We start from the raw sequence: 16,610 nt of genomic DNA, 5'->3' as shown, positions 1-16,610 counted from the left end.
AATTTTTGGCTGGGTCACGCCGGCTCAAGGACTGTTCCAGTATTACCGTTTTTTGGCTGCTGTCCTGACGGATTGTACGTGTCCGCTCCGGCCCGTCCAGCCCCTCCTAATTCGTCGCTGATTTCCTTCGGGAATTTCCCGCCCTTGCCCTTACGGGTAGACAGGCCTCCGTCGGCCACAGCTCCGCAAGCTTCGCCAGCAGCCAAAACAACGAGGGAGAGGAGACGCTGGCCGATCACCTAAACCGCCCCGCTCACCGGCAAACATTGTGGTCCGCGCCCGCACCCGTTTCCACCCGCTTGACAGACTGTGAGTCTTTACTTGGCTGGTCCGGGACCGGCTGGCAGGGTTGACGTTGGTCGCTCCGCCGTGGTTGTGACTCATGACAAAACTGGCCCCCCGCGGGTGCCTTGCCTATGAACTGTCCGGCTGCGACGGGGTGACCGGCGCCTGCCCGGCCCACCTCAGTGGCTTGATCAGAAGCATGCCCGACCTCGCGGGGTCGTGGCTCATCACAGGTATGCCCCGAAGTGATCCCTTTCCGGGTCGGCGCCGGTCGTCAGCGACCGGATCATCGCCCGTGCAAGGAAAGGAACCGGACGCTGTGAGCACCATTGTCGCGCATACTCATCCGTTCGTCATCGGCGTGGATACCCACTCCAAAACTCACACCTACGCAGTCCTCACGGCGGCAGGTCAGCACCTCGGGACCGAGACGTTCCCGAACACTGCGGCGGGCCGTGCCCGCGCAATCTCCTGGGCCGGACGCCGCACCAGCGGTGTCGCCGACGCACTGTGGGTGATCGAGGGAGCCAACAGCTACGGTGCGCAGCTGGCGCGCAACGTCACCGACACCGGCTACCGTGTCGTCGAGGCCGCCCGCATGAGCGGTGGCCGGCGCGGGGTCGGCAAGTCCGACCCGCTCGACGCTCAGCGCATCGCCGCCACCGTGCTGTCCCTGCCAAGTGATCAACTGCGGATCCCGCGGCAGGATGAGGGCGTGCGTGCCGCCACACAGATCCTCCTGACCGCCCGCGACGAGCTCGCCGGGGAGCGCACCCGAGCAGTGAACGCGCTCACCGCCCTGTTACGCATCACCGACCTCGGCATTGACGCCCGCCGGCCCCTCGGCGCCCGTACGATCGCCGAGGCCGCGCGCTGGCGCACCCGGGAAGAACCTCTCGCCACCGCAACCGCCCGCACCGAGGCGATCCGTCTGGCCAAGCGCGTCCTGGAACTGGACGCCGAGCTCGACCAGAACATGGCGCGCATCAGCGACCTCGTCGAAGCCAGCCCGGCCGCCGGGCTGCTTCAGAAGACCGGTATCGGCCCTGTCACAGCAGCCAGGACTCTCGTCGCGTGGTCTCACCCGGGCCGGATCAACAGCGAGGCCGCCTTCGCCGCGATCGCCGGCGTGAACCCCATCCCCGCATCCTCGGGCAACACCACACGGCACCGACTGAACCGTGGCGGAGACAGGCAACTCAACCGGGCGTTGAATGTCATCGCGATGGTCCGAATGGTCCACGACCCCGACACCCGCGCCTACGTCGACCGCCGACGCGCCGAAGGCAAGACCGACCGTGAGATCCGCCGCATCCTCAAGCGCTACCTCGCCCGTAGCATCTACCGACACCTCAACACCGCACCAACCTCCAAAATTGGGGGTTGACGAGATATAGAAGCTTCATAGAAGCGTCGGGGGAGAAGGGAACTGCCGGTCACCTAAGCCGCCCCACCCACGTGGAAGGAACACAACCATGAGCGACAGGAGGTCCCGCGAGCCCTACTCGGGAATGCCGACGGAGAGGGGCCCGCCTCCTAAACGACTCGCATGCAAAGTACAAGAGACTCGGCGGCGTGCGTGGCGTCGACCGTGAGGACCTCTACCAGCTGCATGCGTACTCCTCGACGTTTGAAGCATCGATCGCAGCGCGGGCCTACCCGGCAACCAGCGCCGACCTTCCAATGGATGAGCGAAACACCCCGTGGCAGACCAGCAACAGGACGCTTTCGTTCCTAACTTTGCCGACCGAGAAGGATCGTTGCGTACCAAAGCTGGCGCAATGGCTCGGGAACTCTGATGCCTTGCGCTGACCCGCCCGGCCAACCAGTCTCCACCGTGTAGAACGCTTCGTCGAGGGTGGGACTTTCTTTCGCCTAGTGTTTAGTCAAACCGATTGAAAAATGGTGTTCATCGATTCAGACGCTTGAATACGCCGGAAGACATAAGTAATCTGCTCGATCCAACCAAAGGAAAATTACATGGCTGAATCTAAACTTGTCCCGCAGAAGCCCACTGGAGCATTCATCGGCGCTAGCTGGGTTGCGTTGCTCATTGGAGTGTCGTCCTACCTCATCGGTCTTTGGAACGCAACGAGCATGGAGCTTAACGAGAAGGGATACTACTTCACGATCCTACTCTTCGGACTGTTCGCGGTAATCTCGATCCAAAAGACGATTCGAGATCGAGCTGAGGATATCCCAGTCACGAATATCTACTACGGCGTGGCATGGTTCTCCGTTATTGCGTCACTTTCGCTACTGGTCATCGGTCTTTGGAATGCGGATATGCTTCTGTCTGAGAAGGGCTTCTACGGTCTCGCCATGCTGATGTCTCTCTTCGGAGCTATCACCGTTCAGAAAAACGTGCGAGACATGGCAGTGTTTGCCGAAGTCGAGAAAACCGAGAACCCAAAGCGAAAGCTCTTCTCGGGTCAGGACATGCCTGCCGCACCGCCTGGGTCTACTAATCGCCCTAGCTCCAATCCGATCCTCGGCAGACCAGAATGAGTTGAGGCTTTTAGGTATCGAGGCTGGTGTGTTTGCAGGCTGGGTTGTTGAGAAGATGATGCCCAACCCAGAAGATCGCCCTCCTAAGCCGGGAGCCGGACCAGCTTGATCTGGCACAACAAAGAAGAGGGACGACCTGCGGTCGTCCCTCTTTCTTATTCAGTTCGAAAGGCTGACCCTCCTCCGCGGCCAAAGTCCTTCTCGCGTGCAGAGCCGCGCGGCGCCTTGGCGAGTCCCCGTGAGGGTCTTCTTCAGAAGGGATGACGACCTCCCTTCCCACATTCGGAGCGGACTTTCGTGATCAGGCCCCGTTGCAGGCTCCAAAGCACCCGGGGTCTGCTGCCAGGACGTACCTGCGGAATGACCACGCCAGCTGTCATTTTCAGAAGCTGACTGCACTGACTTCCCGTGATTTCGGGGTAGTGCAGATGACTTCTGAACACTGGCTGCTCGATACTCCTCTGCACTAACGCCGCTTCTGCTCGATACTCACCTGCATAAAGGTCACTTCGGCCCGGCACTCCGCCGCCCAGTGGCTTAGTGCAGAGGACTCCTGACATTCAGTGCAGACGACTTCTGAAACTGACACTACCGCCACTTTGCTGACGGCCTGACGTCCCGCTATTCGCACTAAATTCAGCGGAAAAACCCCTAAAACACCGGCAAAAGAGCTATCCATTCAGTTGAATGATTGTTAGAATTGGAGTAGCAAGTCAGCCAGCCGAACCTAACTGAGAACGTGTTGGGAAAGGGCTCATTTTGGTGTTCCTGGCTGCCAGGGGCGGCGTCCGGAGGCCGGGGCCAGCCGCCGGGCCATCAGGCCGATCATGGCCCACTTGACCATCGCCTCGGCATGGGCGGGAAGCCGTTCGTAGTCATGGCCCAGGCGGCGGCAGCGGACCAGCCAGGACAGGGTCCGCTCCACCACCCAGCGCCGGGGCAGGACCTCGAAGGTGCGCTGGCCCTCGGGCTTCTTCACGATCTGCACGGTGATCCGCAGCAGGCGGCGGGCCAATTCCACACACCTGCCGGCGTAGCCCCCGTCGGCCCACACCAACACGATCGAGGGCATCTTCATCCGGGCCTTGTCCAGGACCAGGCGCCCGCCGTCACGGTCCTGCAGGCTCGCCGCGGTGACCAGCACGACGACCAGCAGGCCGAGGGTGTCGACAACCACATGCCGCTTCCTGCCGTTGACCTTCTTGCCTGCGTCGTACCCGCGCGATCCCTTGCCCACGGTGTCGGCGCCCTTGACCGACTGGGCGTCGACGATCCCGGCCGAGGCCATCGGGTCCCGCCCGGCCGCATCCCGGGCGGCAGCACGCAGCGCGTCGTGGATCCGGTCGGTCGTGCCGTCTGCGTTCCAGCGTTTGAAGTACCAGTACACGGTGTCCCAGGGCGGAAAGTCATGGGGCATCATCCGCCAGGCGCACCCGGTCCGGTCCACGTACAGGATCGCCTCCACGATCCGCCTGCGTGGATGGACCGCGGGCCGGCCCCCGGTCTTGACCGGGACCATCGGCGCGATCAGCGCCCACTGTTCATCGGTCAGATCCGAAGGATAGGGGCGCGGAGTTGAAGCATCCTTCATATTCCAATGCTGGACCCGTCGCCCGGTTCAGTCACCGGTAAGAGACCGACAACTTTCCCAACACGTTCTAAGAGTGATACGAAACCGAGGACTGAAAATGACTCTCACCATCTACACCAAGCCCGCCGGATGCTTTGGCTGCACCAAGACCAAGCAGAAGTTCGCAGAGGCCGGCATTGCCTTCCATGAAGTGGATGTCACCACCAACCCGGCAGCCTTCGAGTACATCACCGAAGAGCTCGGCTACTCCCAGGTCCCCGTCGTCATCTATGACAAGGACGGCACCGAGAACCACTGGTCCGGCCTGAACCCGGCCAGGATCGATCAGATCATCAGCATCGAAGCAGTCACCGGCCGCGTCCGCGACGCCTGAACAAACCCCCACCGGAACCGCCAGAACGAAACCAGCAGAGAAGGAACGAAACCAATGTCAGGCGAAACCAGCATCACCGTCATCGGCAACCTCACCAACGACCCCGAACTGCGTTTCACCCCGGGAGGATCCGCGGTCGCGAACTTCACCATCGCCTCCACGCCCGGCATGTTCGACCCGGCCTCCAAAGAGTGGGAGGACGGTGAAACTTTGTTCCTGCGTGCCACGGTCTGGCGCGAAGCGGCGGAGTACGCCGCCGCCTCCCTGGCCAAGGGCAGCCGCGTCGTCGCCACCGGCCGGCTCAAGCCCCGGTCGTATGAGACGAAGGCGGGGGAGAAGCGCACTGTGATCGAACTCGAGGTCGACGAGATCGGCCTGTCCCTCCGCTACGCGGCCGTCCCCCGGGGGTTCACTAAAAGTGAAGGGTCTTCCGGTGCGGACCCGGGTCCGGAGAGTGCGGTAAATGGAGGCATTCACCCGGCGGACGGGTTCGCCATCAGCGCGCGGGAGTACGCCGATGATGACCCCTGGTTCGGTCTGGACGCAAACCCGGGCGGCCGGATTAACACCACGGACCGGGAGGTGTCCGGTGCCTAAAAAGATCGCCGCCTTCACCCCGTACTTCACCGGGGAGGAAGCCGGGCAGGTCCGTGCCGCGTTCCTGGCCGCGGGGCACCTGGAAGGGGATGCGAGCGTGTCGGACTTCATCGTGCGGGCCACCCTGCGGGAAGTGAAGCGGCTGCAACGCAAGCACAACGGCGGCCGGACATGGGAGCCGGTTCCGGCCGGCGGGCTGCGGCGCGGGCAGCGCACGAAAGATGAACTGCTGCACCGGATTGAGGGCTGACCGCCATGGCACGTGACTGTGAGGATGCAGCGGTTGTGCCGGACCCGGAATGCCCCGGAGTACAGTTCCCGCGGATGCTGACGCCCGCCCGGGGGAAGGAGATCCTGAACGTGGGAATGCCGGCCATTTACGCGCTGCTGGCCTCCCAGGATCTGCGCGGTGTACAGCTCGGTGGCCGGCGTGTGTGGCGGGTCAGTGACGAGGACCCCGTCGCGTACCTGGAACGGGCATGTACAGAAACGCAGGACCGTATCGCCGCCGGCACCATGGAGGCCGCGCCCGGCGGGGACGGGGACTAAAAGTACGACCGCGCGGCCGTTCCCTGAAGCTTCCGCCGGCAGCGTTTGTCCGACAGCCGATATTAACCAGCCATGTTCCCACCAGCAGCGTCCAGGGATCGCCACCTGGGTATCAACCAGGACGCCATCAAGGCGCCCGCCGCGGCCACTCCGGACCTCGACTGACCGGCTCCGGGCAGCGCACCCTCCGGGGCTGGAGGGCCGGGACAAGGACGCCATGCCGGGCGCCGCTTCGACCATTGCCAATGCCTGAGCATCACACCCCGGGACGCCCCGGGACGCCCCGGGACGGGCCGGATGACTGGACGCAAAGGCAGCCCCGGGCAGGCACTGGCCGTCACGGAAACGTGGCGGCCATTCCTGCGTCCAGGGGGTCCTGGGAGGCGTGCGGTGTGGTCCGGAGCTGAGACAGCCGGCCCCGTCTTCTGGCGGAACGGGGACGGCTGTGATGGGCCCCGGGGAACGGTCCCGGTTTCTGCTACCCCTGTTCGATGGAAGCTTCCAGGGGGTCCCCGTGGGGCGGGGTGGCGGTGGTGGCTGCGGTGGTGCGTGCGGCTGCCTTGCGGCGGCGGCCGGCCGCGGCGGGTTCGAGTCCGAGTTTTTTGAGTTCCTCGGCGCTCCAGCCGTCTTTGGTGGCGCGCACGTAGGCGCGGTTGGCGTGGCGTTCGGCGTTGGTGAGTTGTTCTGTCAGGTCGGCCACGCGCTGGCGTGCGGTGACCAGGTCGGTGACGGATTCGATGCGGGAGTCCAGCAGTGCGCGGGCCTGGTTGCGGGTGGATTCAATGTCGTGGTTTGCCATGGTCCAACCCTAGCTTCCGGCCGGGACGTTCCGGCGGCACCGGGAGCCGGGTCCGTGACCGGGAAGCCCGTGCAGGTGCGCGTTGGCCGGGTCCGCCAGCCAGTCGGCGAGGTCGCCGGTGTAGTACCCGATGCTGCGCGGTGTGAGCTGGAAGTATTCGGGTCCGATGCCGTGCCGGCGCCAGCGGCGCAGCCGCGCCACAGGGATGCCGTATTCGCGTTTCACAGTGGTCGGTGAGATGAGAGCCATGACTGTACCTTTCGCTTGCCCACAGCCGAAGTTCCTTTCGGCACGCCCGAAAGCACTGGGCCGGTGAGGGAATTGGCCAGTCGGAGGCGCCGGAGCGTGGAATACCGGAGCGGAGCGAGGATATGCCGCGAAAGCCGGCGGTGCAGACTTGCCAAGGAAGGACCGGGCAGTAGCCTGACCAGCCGAAACGGAACGACGCAGTCGTTTTCCAGCGAGCACCGCGCGCAGCGTCCGCATCTTTCATGCCCACCCCGCGCACAGGAGCGGCAAAGCAGAAACCACGACCCGTCCGGAGCAAGCTATACGTTTACACGGGTGTAAATGGCGTGTCGCTCACGGCCCGGTGGTTGTTTGCTTGGCACACTGGCTTGTGTGGTCCCCGGGTTTCGGGGTCGCTGCGCTGGGCTGTTAAGGGATGGGGGAGTGCGTGTCTGAGGAGAGTGCGCCGCGTTCCCGGATTTCCAAGCGACGCCGGGAGAACAAGCCTGCCGGGTCCAAGAAGCGCCGTGACTTGTGGGTCACCGTCGAGGAAGAAGCCGCCCTGGTTGCCCGTGCTGTCCGGGAGAAGGTCACGGTCCCGAACCTGCTTATCACCGCAGCTTTATCGGAGGGGTCGGAGACGCCGACGGAGCGTAAGGCCGTGATGGCTGAACTGATGTCTATCCATACGTTGTTGGCGCGAGTGTCGAACAACGTGAACCAGATCGCCCGGCACGCCAACGCGGGGGATGAATTCCCGCAGGACGCACGCGCAGTTCTCGGGTATGTGCGCGAAGTGGCGATGCGGATTGACCGGACGATTGAGGGGCTGATGTAGGACATGATGCCGAACATTACCCGCGGGTCCCGGATGTCAGGTCTCCTGGTGTACCTGGCCTCCACCGATGCGGATAAGACGAAGAACTCCCACACCGACCCGCACCTGGTGGCAGGGGACGCGGCGATCATGGCCTGGTACGACGACGGGGTCCTGGACCGCGACGACGCGGTCGCGATTGCGAGGCACTTGGACCAGCCCCGCAAGGCCTTCGGCGTTGAGGTCTTGCAGAAGGATTTCCGCTGGGACCCCGTCAGAAAGGAACGCGTACCGAACGGGTACAAGGCCGCCGATGTGTGGCACTGCTCGTTGAGCCTGCGCGCCGAGGAGGGTGCCCTGACGGACCAGCAGTGGGGCGATATCGCCAATGACTTCGTGGACGCCATGGGCTTCACCGGGGCCGGCGGGAAAGCGCAGTGCCGGTGGGTTGCGGTCAACCACGGCACGAGTGAGAACGGCAACCACCACGTTCACCTTGCCGTGTCCCTGGTCCGTGAGGACGGGACCAAGGCCTCCACCCATGGTGACTACAAAAGGGCGCAGCAGACCTGCCGGGAACTGGAAACGAAGTACGGCCTCGAAGAGCTCTCCTCCGTGCACGCGACCCGTGGTTATGACCGGGCCGAGAAGGCCACCGCGGTCCGTGATGACCGCGAAATGCACCGGTCATCCCTGGCGCGGAAAGTCCGCGCCAGCGCCAGCTCCTCGGCGACCGAGGCGGAGTTCGTCCGCCGCGCCCGTGACACCGGATTGTTGGTCCGGCCCCGCTACGCGAAGAACACCACGGACGTCATCGTCGGGTACTCCGTCGCCGAACGCCCCAAACAGGGTGAGCGGCCGATCTGGTTCGGCGGCGGCACCCTCGCATCAGACCTGAAGCTCGGTGCCCTGCGCGAGGAATGGCCGGACTCCCCGCATCTGGCAACGGAGGCCGCGGCGGAATGGAACGCCGCTGCCCGCAACAAACGCACGGTCTCCAGGACCGGCCCCGAGAACGCAACGCCACCGGCGGAAGCATGGGTGCAGTACACCCGGAACGCCACGGCACTGGCGGACCAGCTCCGCACGATTCCGCGGGATGATCACGCGACCTGGGCGAAAGCAGCGCGGGAAGTATCGGGGGCATTCGCGGCCTGGTCTTACCGGCTGGAGCCAACGCCCGGGCCGCTGGCCGCCACCGCCGCTGAACTGTCCCGCACCGCCCAGCTGCGGGCTCCCCGGCAGCACGGCAAACCCGTCGCGCTGCCGTCCATTGCGGGGACGGCGATGTTGTTCATGGCCGCGTCGAGCAAGAGTAAGACTGCAGCACAGACTGCACTCATGGTGCAGCTGATCAACACCGCCTTTGCGGTGTATGAAATGCACGCCCAGTCCGGCCGGACGCGCGAAGCGCAGCGCATCCGCTCAGTGGTGGAGAACCAGCTGGCCCCGTTCACCGGAACCATGCCGAAGGCTGTACCAGTAGGGGCTGCACAGCAGCCCTCTGCAGAGGCCGCAGCGCCGCCCCGGGCGATCGACATTGCCCGGCGCGGCATGGTGCCGATCCGTCCGGGATCCGCGGTGCCGACGACGCTCACGCCGGCAACGCCGGCCAGGACCTACCAGCCCGGCCGACGCGACTCAGGGCCGGGCCTCGATCGATAAAGACCACCACCAACTGCAAGGGGAACAGCATGAGTGAATCAGATGGAATGGATGACGTCCTGGACGGCGGACTGCGGCAGTCGCTGCTGGTCGCCTCACGTGTTGCGGAGACCTTGGCCCGACGCCGGCAGGAAGCTCAGCGGCAGCAGGAACACCAGGACGCCCAGGTGGCGCACGAAGCGCAGGCACGCCTCGCCGCTGAACGCAGCGCGGCCCACGCGGCGCTGGCACCGGTGGAGAAGGATCAGTGGTGGGACAAGGCACAGCCCAACGACATCGCCACGGCACACGCCGTAGCGACAAGCTGGAAGGACCACGACCCGGCCGCCCTGGCAGCCTCGGAAAAAATCCGGCAGGAAGTCCTTGCCCGGTACGGCATCGACACCCACGACGTCGGCGCGGACGCCGCATACCTTGAATCGGGCATCGAAACGATCAGCGCAGAGCAGGCCCGACGCGCCGCGGCCGCCGAACACCGGAAGGGCATGGCTCTCATCGCGGCCGCCCAGGTCGAAGAACTCCGGATGAAGGCAGAGAAGTTGGCGCCGGAAATCGCACGGCACGACGTTCCCTTCGAGTATCTGAGCAACCCGGTCATGGTCCAGACGTTGCAGGCAGCACAGGATGCCAGGACCCCGGTAGCCATCGAAGCGGCCGATGCCGCCGTGAAGGAACGCCTGTACCTGATCGGCAAAGACGGTGTAAACGGTCCCACCATCGACCAGCTGCGGGAAGAAACCACAGCGAATTTCAATGGGGCCGGCGAAGACCACTTCAAGGACGCCGCCTTCGTGGATGCCGCCAAGGACTGGCATGAAGCGAAGCTCCTGGCGGAGGGCGGCTTTACAGGCACCCAGGAGCAGCCGCTGGAGCAACGCTATGCCCGCACCGAAGCCGAACTCTTTGCCCGCATCGAAGGCATGGGGCGCGAGCTCGAAAACCGTGTCACCGGCGGCGACAGCGCACGGGCCAACGACCAAAGGGAAAAGGCCGAGACCGCCGCCGCAGCGGAGTATGGCTCCGCCGGCCATCACCAAGCTTTCGCAGCGTCCCTGGCCGGCACCGCAAGCGAGGAACAGGTGAAGGGCAGGCTCGCAGCCGCCAGGGGTGAAGGAACGCACCCCAGCGCAGCACTCGCCCCCGGCAAAGGCCCAGCGAAGGCGCGGAAGACCAGCTCCGGCGCCACACTGGGGGCGCAGAAATCAAAAAGCGGTCCCAGCCGCTAGGGCTGCCGCTTCACAGCAGCTGCCGTGCGAGCCTGAGTCTGATCGATAGGATCGAACCCATGACAGACGCCCGCGACCTCGCCCTCCCCACCGGCTACTCCGACCTCCTCGGCGATCTCCAGGACCGGGTCCGGGCCACACGCACCAAGGCACTGCGGACCGTCAACACCCAGCTGATCGAGCTGTACTGGTCCATCGGGCAGGCAGTGCGTGTACAGCAGGAGCAGCAGGGGTGGGGGAGCCAGGTCATCAGACGTCTCTCCGAGGACCTTCGTAAGGAGTTTCCGGATATGAAGGGGCTCTCAGCCCGCAACATCCAGTACATGACGACATTCGCCGGAACTTGGGCCGAGGGACCAATTGCGCAGCAGCCTGCTGCGCCATTGCCCTGGGGCCACATCATGGTCCTCCTGGACAAAAAACTCGGTCCCGCCGCCACCCACTCCTACGCCGCCGCAGCGGTGGAGTACGGCTGGTCCCGGAACGTGCTGCTGAACATGATCATGAACAAGACCCTGGAACGCACCGGGGCCGCGCCATCGAACTTTGCGCAGCAGCTTGCTGCGCAGGATTCCGAGCTGGCCCAGCAGGTCGCCAAAGACCCCTACAACTTCGAATTCCTGGGCCTGTCCCGCGAGGTCGCCGAACGTGACCTTGAGCAGGCCCTCATGGACCGCATCACCGACACCCTGCGGGAAATGGGGCCGGGTTTCGCGTTCGTCGGCCGGCAGGTCCACTTCGACGTCGGAGGCGACGACTTCTACCTCGACCTGCTCTTTTTCCACGTCGAGCAGCTCCGCTACTACGTCATCGAGCTGAAGACCGGCAAGTTCCAGCCCGAATACGCCGGGAAGCTGAACTTCTACATTGCCCTGGTCGATGACAGGCTCCGCCGCGAAGCCCACGCCGACACTGTCGGCATCCTGATCTGCGGCAGCAAGAACGAGCACACCGTCCGCTACAGCCTGGGACGGGCCACCTCGCCCATGGCCGTGGCATCCTATACCTACGACGCCCTGCCGGCGGAGGTCCGCAATGAACTGCCCGACGCCGGCCGGCTCACCGCGGCCCTGGACTGGACCGAGGACACGGAAGACTGACGACCGCGGCGGCAATGGGTACTTCGGGGACGGCGCTTTGGCACGTTGTCCGTCCGCATCCCCGGTCAAGGGGGCAGGACAAATTGCCGGGCTCCGGGCGCGGCCGGCCGGTTCCCCTCGGGGAATACCGGGGCCATGGTGTGCGTTGCAGTTCCGTCAGAGAAGAACACCAGAAAAGAGAATCACCGCAGTGGCAGCCGATTACGACGAAGTACGTTCCGACGTCAAGGAATCCCAGGACCGCTCCCTGGAGGCGCTGCAATCCGCCAACGCCCCGGATGCCCGCAGCGTCGTCCGCGACCTCGACGAATCCGACGCCCTGGATGACGCCATGACCCCCCGGCGGGGAGTTTGTCGCCGAGGAACTGATCGTTCAGGTGATTCCCCAGGCCGAGGACGAGTTCACCTGTTACTCCTGTTTCCTGGTCCGGCACCGGTCCCAGCTCGCGCGCGAAAAGAACGGCCACTCGTACTGCAGCGAGTGTGAAGGCTAACGCGCAGCCCCTCCCCATCCCGGAACCAATAGCAGCCTCCACGGCGTGACACAGCCCGCAGGCCAGGCATCCCGACCGGGGGAGCGGATCAGCGGGCGTAAGGGGCAACGTGCCTTTCATCGTTGAAAGGTTCGAACCAGTGCTCCAGTGCCATGGGGGCGAGCCGGAGCTGCTGGTTCAATCGTTCATCGTGCTGGAAACCGTCGAGCGATCTGTCGTACAGCATGTCGCTGTCGGTGTCTTCGAGCATCCTGTCGGTGAGGATGCCCCGCCAGCCCGGGTCAAGGTCCAGGTCGTGGGTGTCTGCGGTGATCTCGACCTGGTCCAGGAGGCACCGTACGGCCAGCTCCTGGGCCACGCAGCTCGGCGGCGTCCAGCCGGCGGCCAGTTTCATGGTCATGTCAGCGGCTACGACCAGGAAACGCCGGGCAAAGAGTCCGTTGTACTTTTCCGCGTACTGCGGCGGCAGGCCCGAGAGAACCCAGGTCCCGGTGATGTCTTCGCGCGTGATCGACTCTTTTTCCTGCAGCGTGTGGATGTCCTGAAACAGCTCATCGATGAGAATCACGGAGGCATGCCAGATGGCACCGGCCAGCAGGCGGGCGCGGCCCAGACTCCGCCGGCGGTCCTCTGCCGGAATACGGGCCATCCAGTCCAGCGTTTCGGAATCCAATCCGGCCAGGTCCTCGTCCGACAGATTCCGGCGATCCGGAATGTAGCCGAGGTCTTCCAGGCTCAGGCCCTGCAGGCGATCGGCGTCGGCGTCCAGTCCGGCAATGATCAGCTCGCGTTCCTTGTCCATGCAGCAGATGCTATCCTGACCGCCGATGCAACGCTTTACTCCTGTGGACCAGGGAGAGGCGGGTGGACACAGCAAATGGTTTAGTTGAACCTTCAACTAAATTAGCTTACATAACGACGGCTATCGGCACCCAAAGTACCGGAGTAGAAGTAGCTGCGACTCTCGGCGCCTCGGCGGCCAGCTGACGCCTTTGCGCGTTTCAGGATCCTAACGCTGACGAGGTGCGTCGAAGAGAACTTCAGCATGGCAGGGAGACCGACGCGCTTCCGGAGGGGTAATTATGGCTTGCAGTGAATATGACCTGCATGCCATAATTAGTACATGATTCTCTTCTGGCCGGACAGTTTCGATGAGCAACTCGATCGGTTGGAAGAGAAGGCTGACGCAGGAGACGAGCGGGCCGAGCTTGTCTTGGATTACACCATTGCGGCGATGGACTATTTGCGAGGGCTGCCTGAGCCGCCCACGGAGGACTCCCTGCGCCTGAAAGAAGTGCGGCAATCAGGCCGTCATCAGGTGTGGAGGGTCGCTCACCCCTTTCATGCCGGCATTGCAGTTCGTGTTATTTGCTGGTTCCCGCCGGGGCAGGCGACGGCGGTTGTGGCTCTGTTCTCCGGGGATAAGGCCAATATCGGGGACATTTTCTACGACAGCGTGGGGTCGCGTGCTGATCAGATAGTTGATCTGTGGGTAGCTGGACAAGAAGACTAAATTTAATAAACCTCAAGTAATTCAAATATAAATTAATCTAAGAATACAATCTAAGAAATGTAAATCTAGTAAAAGAATGAGTTGATCCTGATGGCGATTAGGGGCTTTAAGGAAGGCAACGACAGGCTTGACCGGATGCTTAAGCGTCCAGGTGCTGCGGAACGCGTAGCGCGAATCCAAGAAGAATCTGTGCGCGCTGAGCGCGTCCATGCGATGAATCTAGCGATGATTCGTAAAGCTGGGGATTTGACCCAGACGGATCTGGCAGAGCGCCTAGGTGTGAATCAAAGTGTCATCTCCAAGACCGAGCGTCAGCATGACATGCTTCTATCCACGCTGCTTGAGTATCTAACTGCCGCTGGTGCCGACGAAGCGAAGGTCGTCGTTAAAGTCCGTGGTCAAGAGGTTGAGTTGGACCTCAGGACGATACAACGTCACTAAAGGAACTCGTCTAACAACATATAGAGGTGAAATGCGGTTTTCGAAAGAGTTTGATCTCGCTCTAACGAGCAAAGACGATTGGTTCGACACCATACCGACGCAGGACAGTCCTCTATACGTAGACCCCTATCTCATCTTTGATGATCCTGATCCATTTTGGTCCGAATCGTATGATCACGTCGTTTCCTTCTTCGAACTCGCTGCTGACCTTGTTCTCAAGTCCGGCGGCCAAGAAGATACGCCCGCGTGGAGGAAAGCAGAACGTCTGCTCCATTTTCCAGAGCCTAAGGAGTTTGCTCTCGGCTTGGCGATGGCAAGTCCGGCCGGCTCGGGAACCGGGAAAATGTTTGCGAGAAGGATCGCTACGACGCTTGGCTTGGTTGGCAAGGAGGCTGTGAAGGACCTTTCCTCGATTGCGGGTTTTGCTCTCTTCTGCGAGGGCTTCGGGCGAGACCGTACCAGCGATGTACTCTGCAACATCCTCAAGGCGAAATTTATTGCCTATACACAAGAAGTTGCCGCAAGGCATGACATCCCAATGTCCAAAGTTGAGGTGGTTCATGCCGCCTCGGATCTGAAGAGAGGGAGTTGGTCCGATCTTAAAGTCGACCTGCCAGTGGCCAGTGGTGCGGGGGGAGTCATCCTTACTCCTCGGCGCTTTTTAAAAGACATACCTCGAGTAACACCAGACGGCTTCTGGGACTGGGCAGAGCATGCTGAGTTTGCTGCGCTTAGAGACGATTTGAACTTTGATCTTTCCGTGAGCTTGACGAAATCGCAGAAGGTCGAAGCCGCGAGGAAGGTGGCGAATACACGGCCAGATATTGCCATCAGCTACTTGCAGAAAGAAGCTTCCCGAGCCCACGCGCCCTACGACGTCGAGAGGGATCCCCAGGGCCTGGTCTACTGGTACGAGTCCGGGCAAAAGCTGGCCGCTCTCGCAGATGTATCTGCGTTGAAGGCAGGCCTGCCTTGCGACGACATCGGTTTTCAGGCATGGGTGAAGACATTGGCTGCTACCTTCCAGTATGCTGTCGAAGAAAGTGATGGATGGCGTCTTCTTTGGAATGACGACTACAGAGCGCATCGTCCTGAGAAGATCTGCCAGGCGGTGGCCGGCATGATGTGGCGATCAGAATGTCAGGCAGCGGGTGTGGACTTGAGTCGTGAAGTGGACATGGGCAGGGGCCCTGTGGACTTCAAATTTTCGAAGGGGTGGACTCGGCGCGCCCTGCTTGAAGTCAAGTACATAGGGAGTACAAAGTTCTTTTCTGGCGCTGAAAAGCAGTTGCCACAGTATCTGCAGACTGAGGGTATTTCTTTTGGCATTTACCTTGCGGTCGGATTCACTGACGGCGACTTTAGACCTGAGCGACTCAAGCGAGTAACGGATACCTGTACTGCCTTGTCTGCCGCGAAAGGGGTAACAATCAAGCCTCTTTTCGTCGACGCCCGTGTCGAAAATAAGAAATCTGCATCGACTCTTTAGGAAAGCACATGCCAACATTCCAGATCACATATGCTTCAAATGCGCTCCGCGAACGGCTCCCTGAAACCATTGAGGCTGATGACTATCATCAGAGCGGCGGATTCTTCATTTTTGTATCGAATGATGAGGATCCCTTGTCGTTGTCAACAGTCAAACATCGCTTGGCTGCAAAGACCGTACTGCACATCGAACGTATGGGATGACACCGAAAGCCTCGCTAGGAAGGACCTTCCATTGCGGGAGCGTTCTCCGGAACAGGTCGGAGGCGAATGTCCGGTCTCAGTGAAGTTGGCAACGCTCACGTGGGGTTGCCAAGTTGACTGAGACAGAGACAGGACACCGGACAAGATAAAAGAAGGATTGAGTTGAAGCTTCAACTAAAATAGCTTACATAAGATCCGTTATCGGCGTTAGAGTGGGACGAGTAGAAGTGGATGAGATAACTCGTCTCAACCTTGCGGATCGAAACTATTTGCCTGCTTGCTGCAGAGCAGTTCCGTCGAGCAACCGCACGTGGTCGTCGGCCAGACATTCGTAGATCAGCCCAGGGGGAATACGGGCGCTTATTTCGACCTTGTATGACCGAGGACAGTACCAGGTAACTAGTACCCCAGGCGGTTCGCCTGTAGGTATTTCCGCTACGAGCCGGTTCTGCCTTCCGATTCCCGCGGAAATAGTTTTGACCAATTCATTGCCGCTGGGAGACATGGGCTTCATGAGAGAGTCACAGCCGGTGGGGTCCTGAAGCCCCCTGGGTGACGGCGTCGTCCGGCCCTACGTCAAAACCCTCCGACCTCTCAAAGAGCCGCCGTGGTTCGGCCCCCTCTGAATCGAGCCACAGCACCCGGTCGTCCCCCGTAACGGCGTCGACAGTTCCGTGCCGTACGACTTCGCCGTGAAGCCGGATTACCACTCGTTGACCAACGAGGGGATGC

Annotated in this window: 18 protein-coding genes and 1 pseudogene; 15 read left to right on the top strand and 4 right to left on the bottom strand. The window is 62.2% G+C overall.

Annotated features, from left to right (window positions below):
* Window positions 1–604 precede the first annotated feature (604 nt).
* Together ABHM97_RS20775 and yiaA are read left to right on the top strand one after the other, a co-directional pair.
* The gene (locus ABHM97_RS20775) at window positions 605–1,672 is read left to right on the top strand and encodes an IS110 family RNA-guided transposase (RefSeq protein ID WP_253033886.1); all 1,068 of its coding nucleotides are present in this window, start codon (window positions 605–607) and stop codon (window positions 1,670–1,672) included.
* A gap of 593 nt (window positions 1,673–2,265) precedes the next feature.
* Window positions 2,266–2,793 carry an inner membrane protein YiaA gene (yiaA, locus tag ABHM97_RS20770; RefSeq protein WP_253033887.1) on the top strand — a complete coding sequence of 176 codons (528 nt, stop codon included), beginning with the start codon at window positions 2,266–2,268 and terminating at the stop codon, window positions 2,791–2,793.
* A gap of 754 nt (window positions 2,794–3,547) precedes the next feature.
* Here yiaA and ABHM97_RS20765 read toward each other — a convergent pair.
* On the bottom strand, window positions 3,548–4,384 hold the full coding sequence (locus ABHM97_RS20765) for an IS5 family transposase (RefSeq protein ID WP_253033888.1): 837 nt from the start codon (window positions 4,382–4,384) through the stop codon (window positions 3,548–3,550).
* Between the two features lie 97 nt (window positions 4,385–4,481).
* Between ABHM97_RS20765 and ABHM97_RS20760 the strand changes: the two genes are divergently transcribed.
* The 4 genes from ABHM97_RS20760 to ABHM97_RS20745 are packed head-to-tail and all read left to right on the top strand — an operon-like array spanning window position 4,482 to window position 5,903.
* Window positions 4,482–4,757, top strand: a complete 276-nt coding sequence (locus tag ABHM97_RS20760) for a glutaredoxin family protein (protein ID WP_253033889.1) — start codon at window positions 4,482–4,484, stop codon at window positions 4,755–4,757.
* 54 nt (window positions 4,758–4,811) lie between these two features.
* Window positions 4,812–5,354 (top strand): single-stranded DNA-binding protein, encoded by a 543-nt coding sequence (gene ssb / locus ABHM97_RS20755; protein WP_349472059.1) that lies wholly within the window; start codon window positions 4,812–4,814, stop codon window positions 5,352–5,354.
* The gene (locus ABHM97_RS20750) at window positions 5,347–5,604 is read left to right on the top strand and encodes a ParB family protein (protein WP_253033890.1); all 258 of its coding nucleotides are present in this window, start codon (window positions 5,347–5,349) and stop codon (window positions 5,602–5,604) included. The genes ssb and ABHM97_RS20750 overlap by 8 nt, the downstream gene beginning before the upstream one ends.
* Before the next feature lie 5 nt (window positions 5,605–5,609).
* Entirely contained in the window at window positions 5,610–5,903 is a 294-nt protein-coding gene (locus ABHM97_RS20745) for a helix-turn-helix domain-containing protein (protein WP_253033891.1), read from the top strand.
* Between the two features lie 478 nt (window positions 5,904–6,381).
* On the opposite strand, the gene ABHM97_RS20740 is transcribed toward ABHM97_RS20745, so the two are convergent.
* Both ABHM97_RS20740 and ABHM97_RS20735 read right to left on the bottom strand, forming a co-directional pair.
* Entirely contained in the window at window positions 6,382–6,702 is a 321-nt protein-coding gene (locus tag ABHM97_RS20740) for a hypothetical protein (RefSeq protein WP_253033892.1), read from the bottom strand.
* 9 nt (window positions 6,703–6,711) lie between these two features.
* Window positions 6,712–6,951, bottom strand: coding sequence for a helix-turn-helix transcriptional regulator (locus ABHM97_RS20735; RefSeq protein ID WP_253033893.1), 240 nt, complete (start codon window positions 6,949–6,951; stop codon window positions 6,712–6,714).
* Window positions 6,952–7,378: 427 nt separating this feature from the next.
* Between ABHM97_RS20735 and ABHM97_RS20730 the strand changes: the two genes are divergently transcribed.
* From ABHM97_RS20730 to ABHM97_RS20710, 5 genes and pseudogenes are all read left to right on the top strand, one after another.
* The gene (locus ABHM97_RS20730; RefSeq protein ID WP_253033894.1) at window positions 7,379–7,768 is read left to right on the top strand and encodes a MobC family plasmid mobilization relaxosome protein; all 390 of its coding nucleotides are present in this window, start codon (window positions 7,379–7,381) and stop codon (window positions 7,766–7,768) included.
* A 3-nt stretch (window positions 7,769–7,771) separates the two neighbouring features.
* Entirely contained in the window at window positions 7,772–9,412 is a 1,641-nt protein-coding gene (locus ABHM97_RS20725) for a relaxase/mobilization nuclease domain-containing protein (RefSeq protein WP_253033895.1), read from the top strand.
* A 29-nt stretch (window positions 9,413–9,441) separates the two neighbouring features.
* The gene (locus ABHM97_RS20720) at window positions 9,442–10,638 is read left to right on the top strand and encodes a hypothetical protein (RefSeq protein WP_253033896.1); all 1,197 of its coding nucleotides are present in this window, start codon (window positions 9,442–9,444) and stop codon (window positions 10,636–10,638) included.
* 59 nt (window positions 10,639–10,697) lie between these two features.
* Window positions 10,698–11,738, top strand: a complete 1,041-nt coding sequence (locus ABHM97_RS20715) for a PDDEXK nuclease domain-containing protein (protein ID WP_253033897.1) — start codon at window positions 10,698–10,700, stop codon at window positions 11,736–11,738.
* Between the two features lie 190 nt (window positions 11,739–11,928).
* Window positions 11,929–12,232, top strand: a pseudogene (locus tag ABHM97_RS20710) (DUF4193 domain-containing protein).
* Between the two features lie 88 nt (window positions 12,233–12,320).
* Here the strand turns inward: ABHM97_RS20710 and ABHM97_RS20705 are convergent.
* Entirely contained in the window at window positions 12,321–13,034 is a 714-nt protein-coding gene (locus ABHM97_RS20705) for a hypothetical protein (protein WP_253033898.1), read from the bottom strand.
* 321 nt (window positions 13,035–13,355) lie between these two features.
* Here ABHM97_RS20705 and ABHM97_RS20700 point away from each other — a divergent pair, with 321 nt between their 5' ends.
* The 4 genes from ABHM97_RS20700 (at window position 13,356) to ABHM97_RS20685 (ending at window position 15,878) form a co-directional block, all read left to right on the top strand.
* A complete protein-coding gene (locus ABHM97_RS20700) occupies window positions 13,356–13,745 on the top strand; it encodes a hypothetical protein (RefSeq protein ID WP_253033899.1) in 390 nt (129 codons plus the stop codon).
* A gap of 90 nt (window positions 13,746–13,835) precedes the next feature.
* On the top strand, window positions 13,836–14,186 hold the full coding sequence (locus ABHM97_RS20695) for a helix-turn-helix domain-containing protein (RefSeq protein ID WP_253033913.1): 351 nt from the start codon (window positions 13,836–13,838) through the stop codon (window positions 14,184–14,186).
* A gap of 31 nt (window positions 14,187–14,217) precedes the next feature.
* The gene (locus ABHM97_RS20690; protein ID WP_253033900.1) at window positions 14,218–15,675 is read left to right on the top strand and encodes a DUF8370 family protein; all 1,458 of its coding nucleotides are present in this window, start codon (window positions 14,218–14,220) and stop codon (window positions 15,673–15,675) included.
* A gap of 8 nt (window positions 15,676–15,683) precedes the next feature.
* The gene (locus ABHM97_RS20685) at window positions 15,684–15,878 is read left to right on the top strand and encodes a hypothetical protein (protein ID WP_253033901.1); all 195 of its coding nucleotides are present in this window, start codon (window positions 15,684–15,686) and stop codon (window positions 15,876–15,878) included.
* Window positions 15,879–16,610 lie beyond the last annotated feature (732 nt).

Source organism: Paenarthrobacter sp. CAP02, assembly GCF_040137855.1.
Lineage (GTDB): Bacteria > Actinomycetota > Actinomycetes > Actinomycetales > Micrococcaceae > Arthrobacter.
This window is presented reverse-complemented; position numbering and strand designations above follow the sequence as displayed.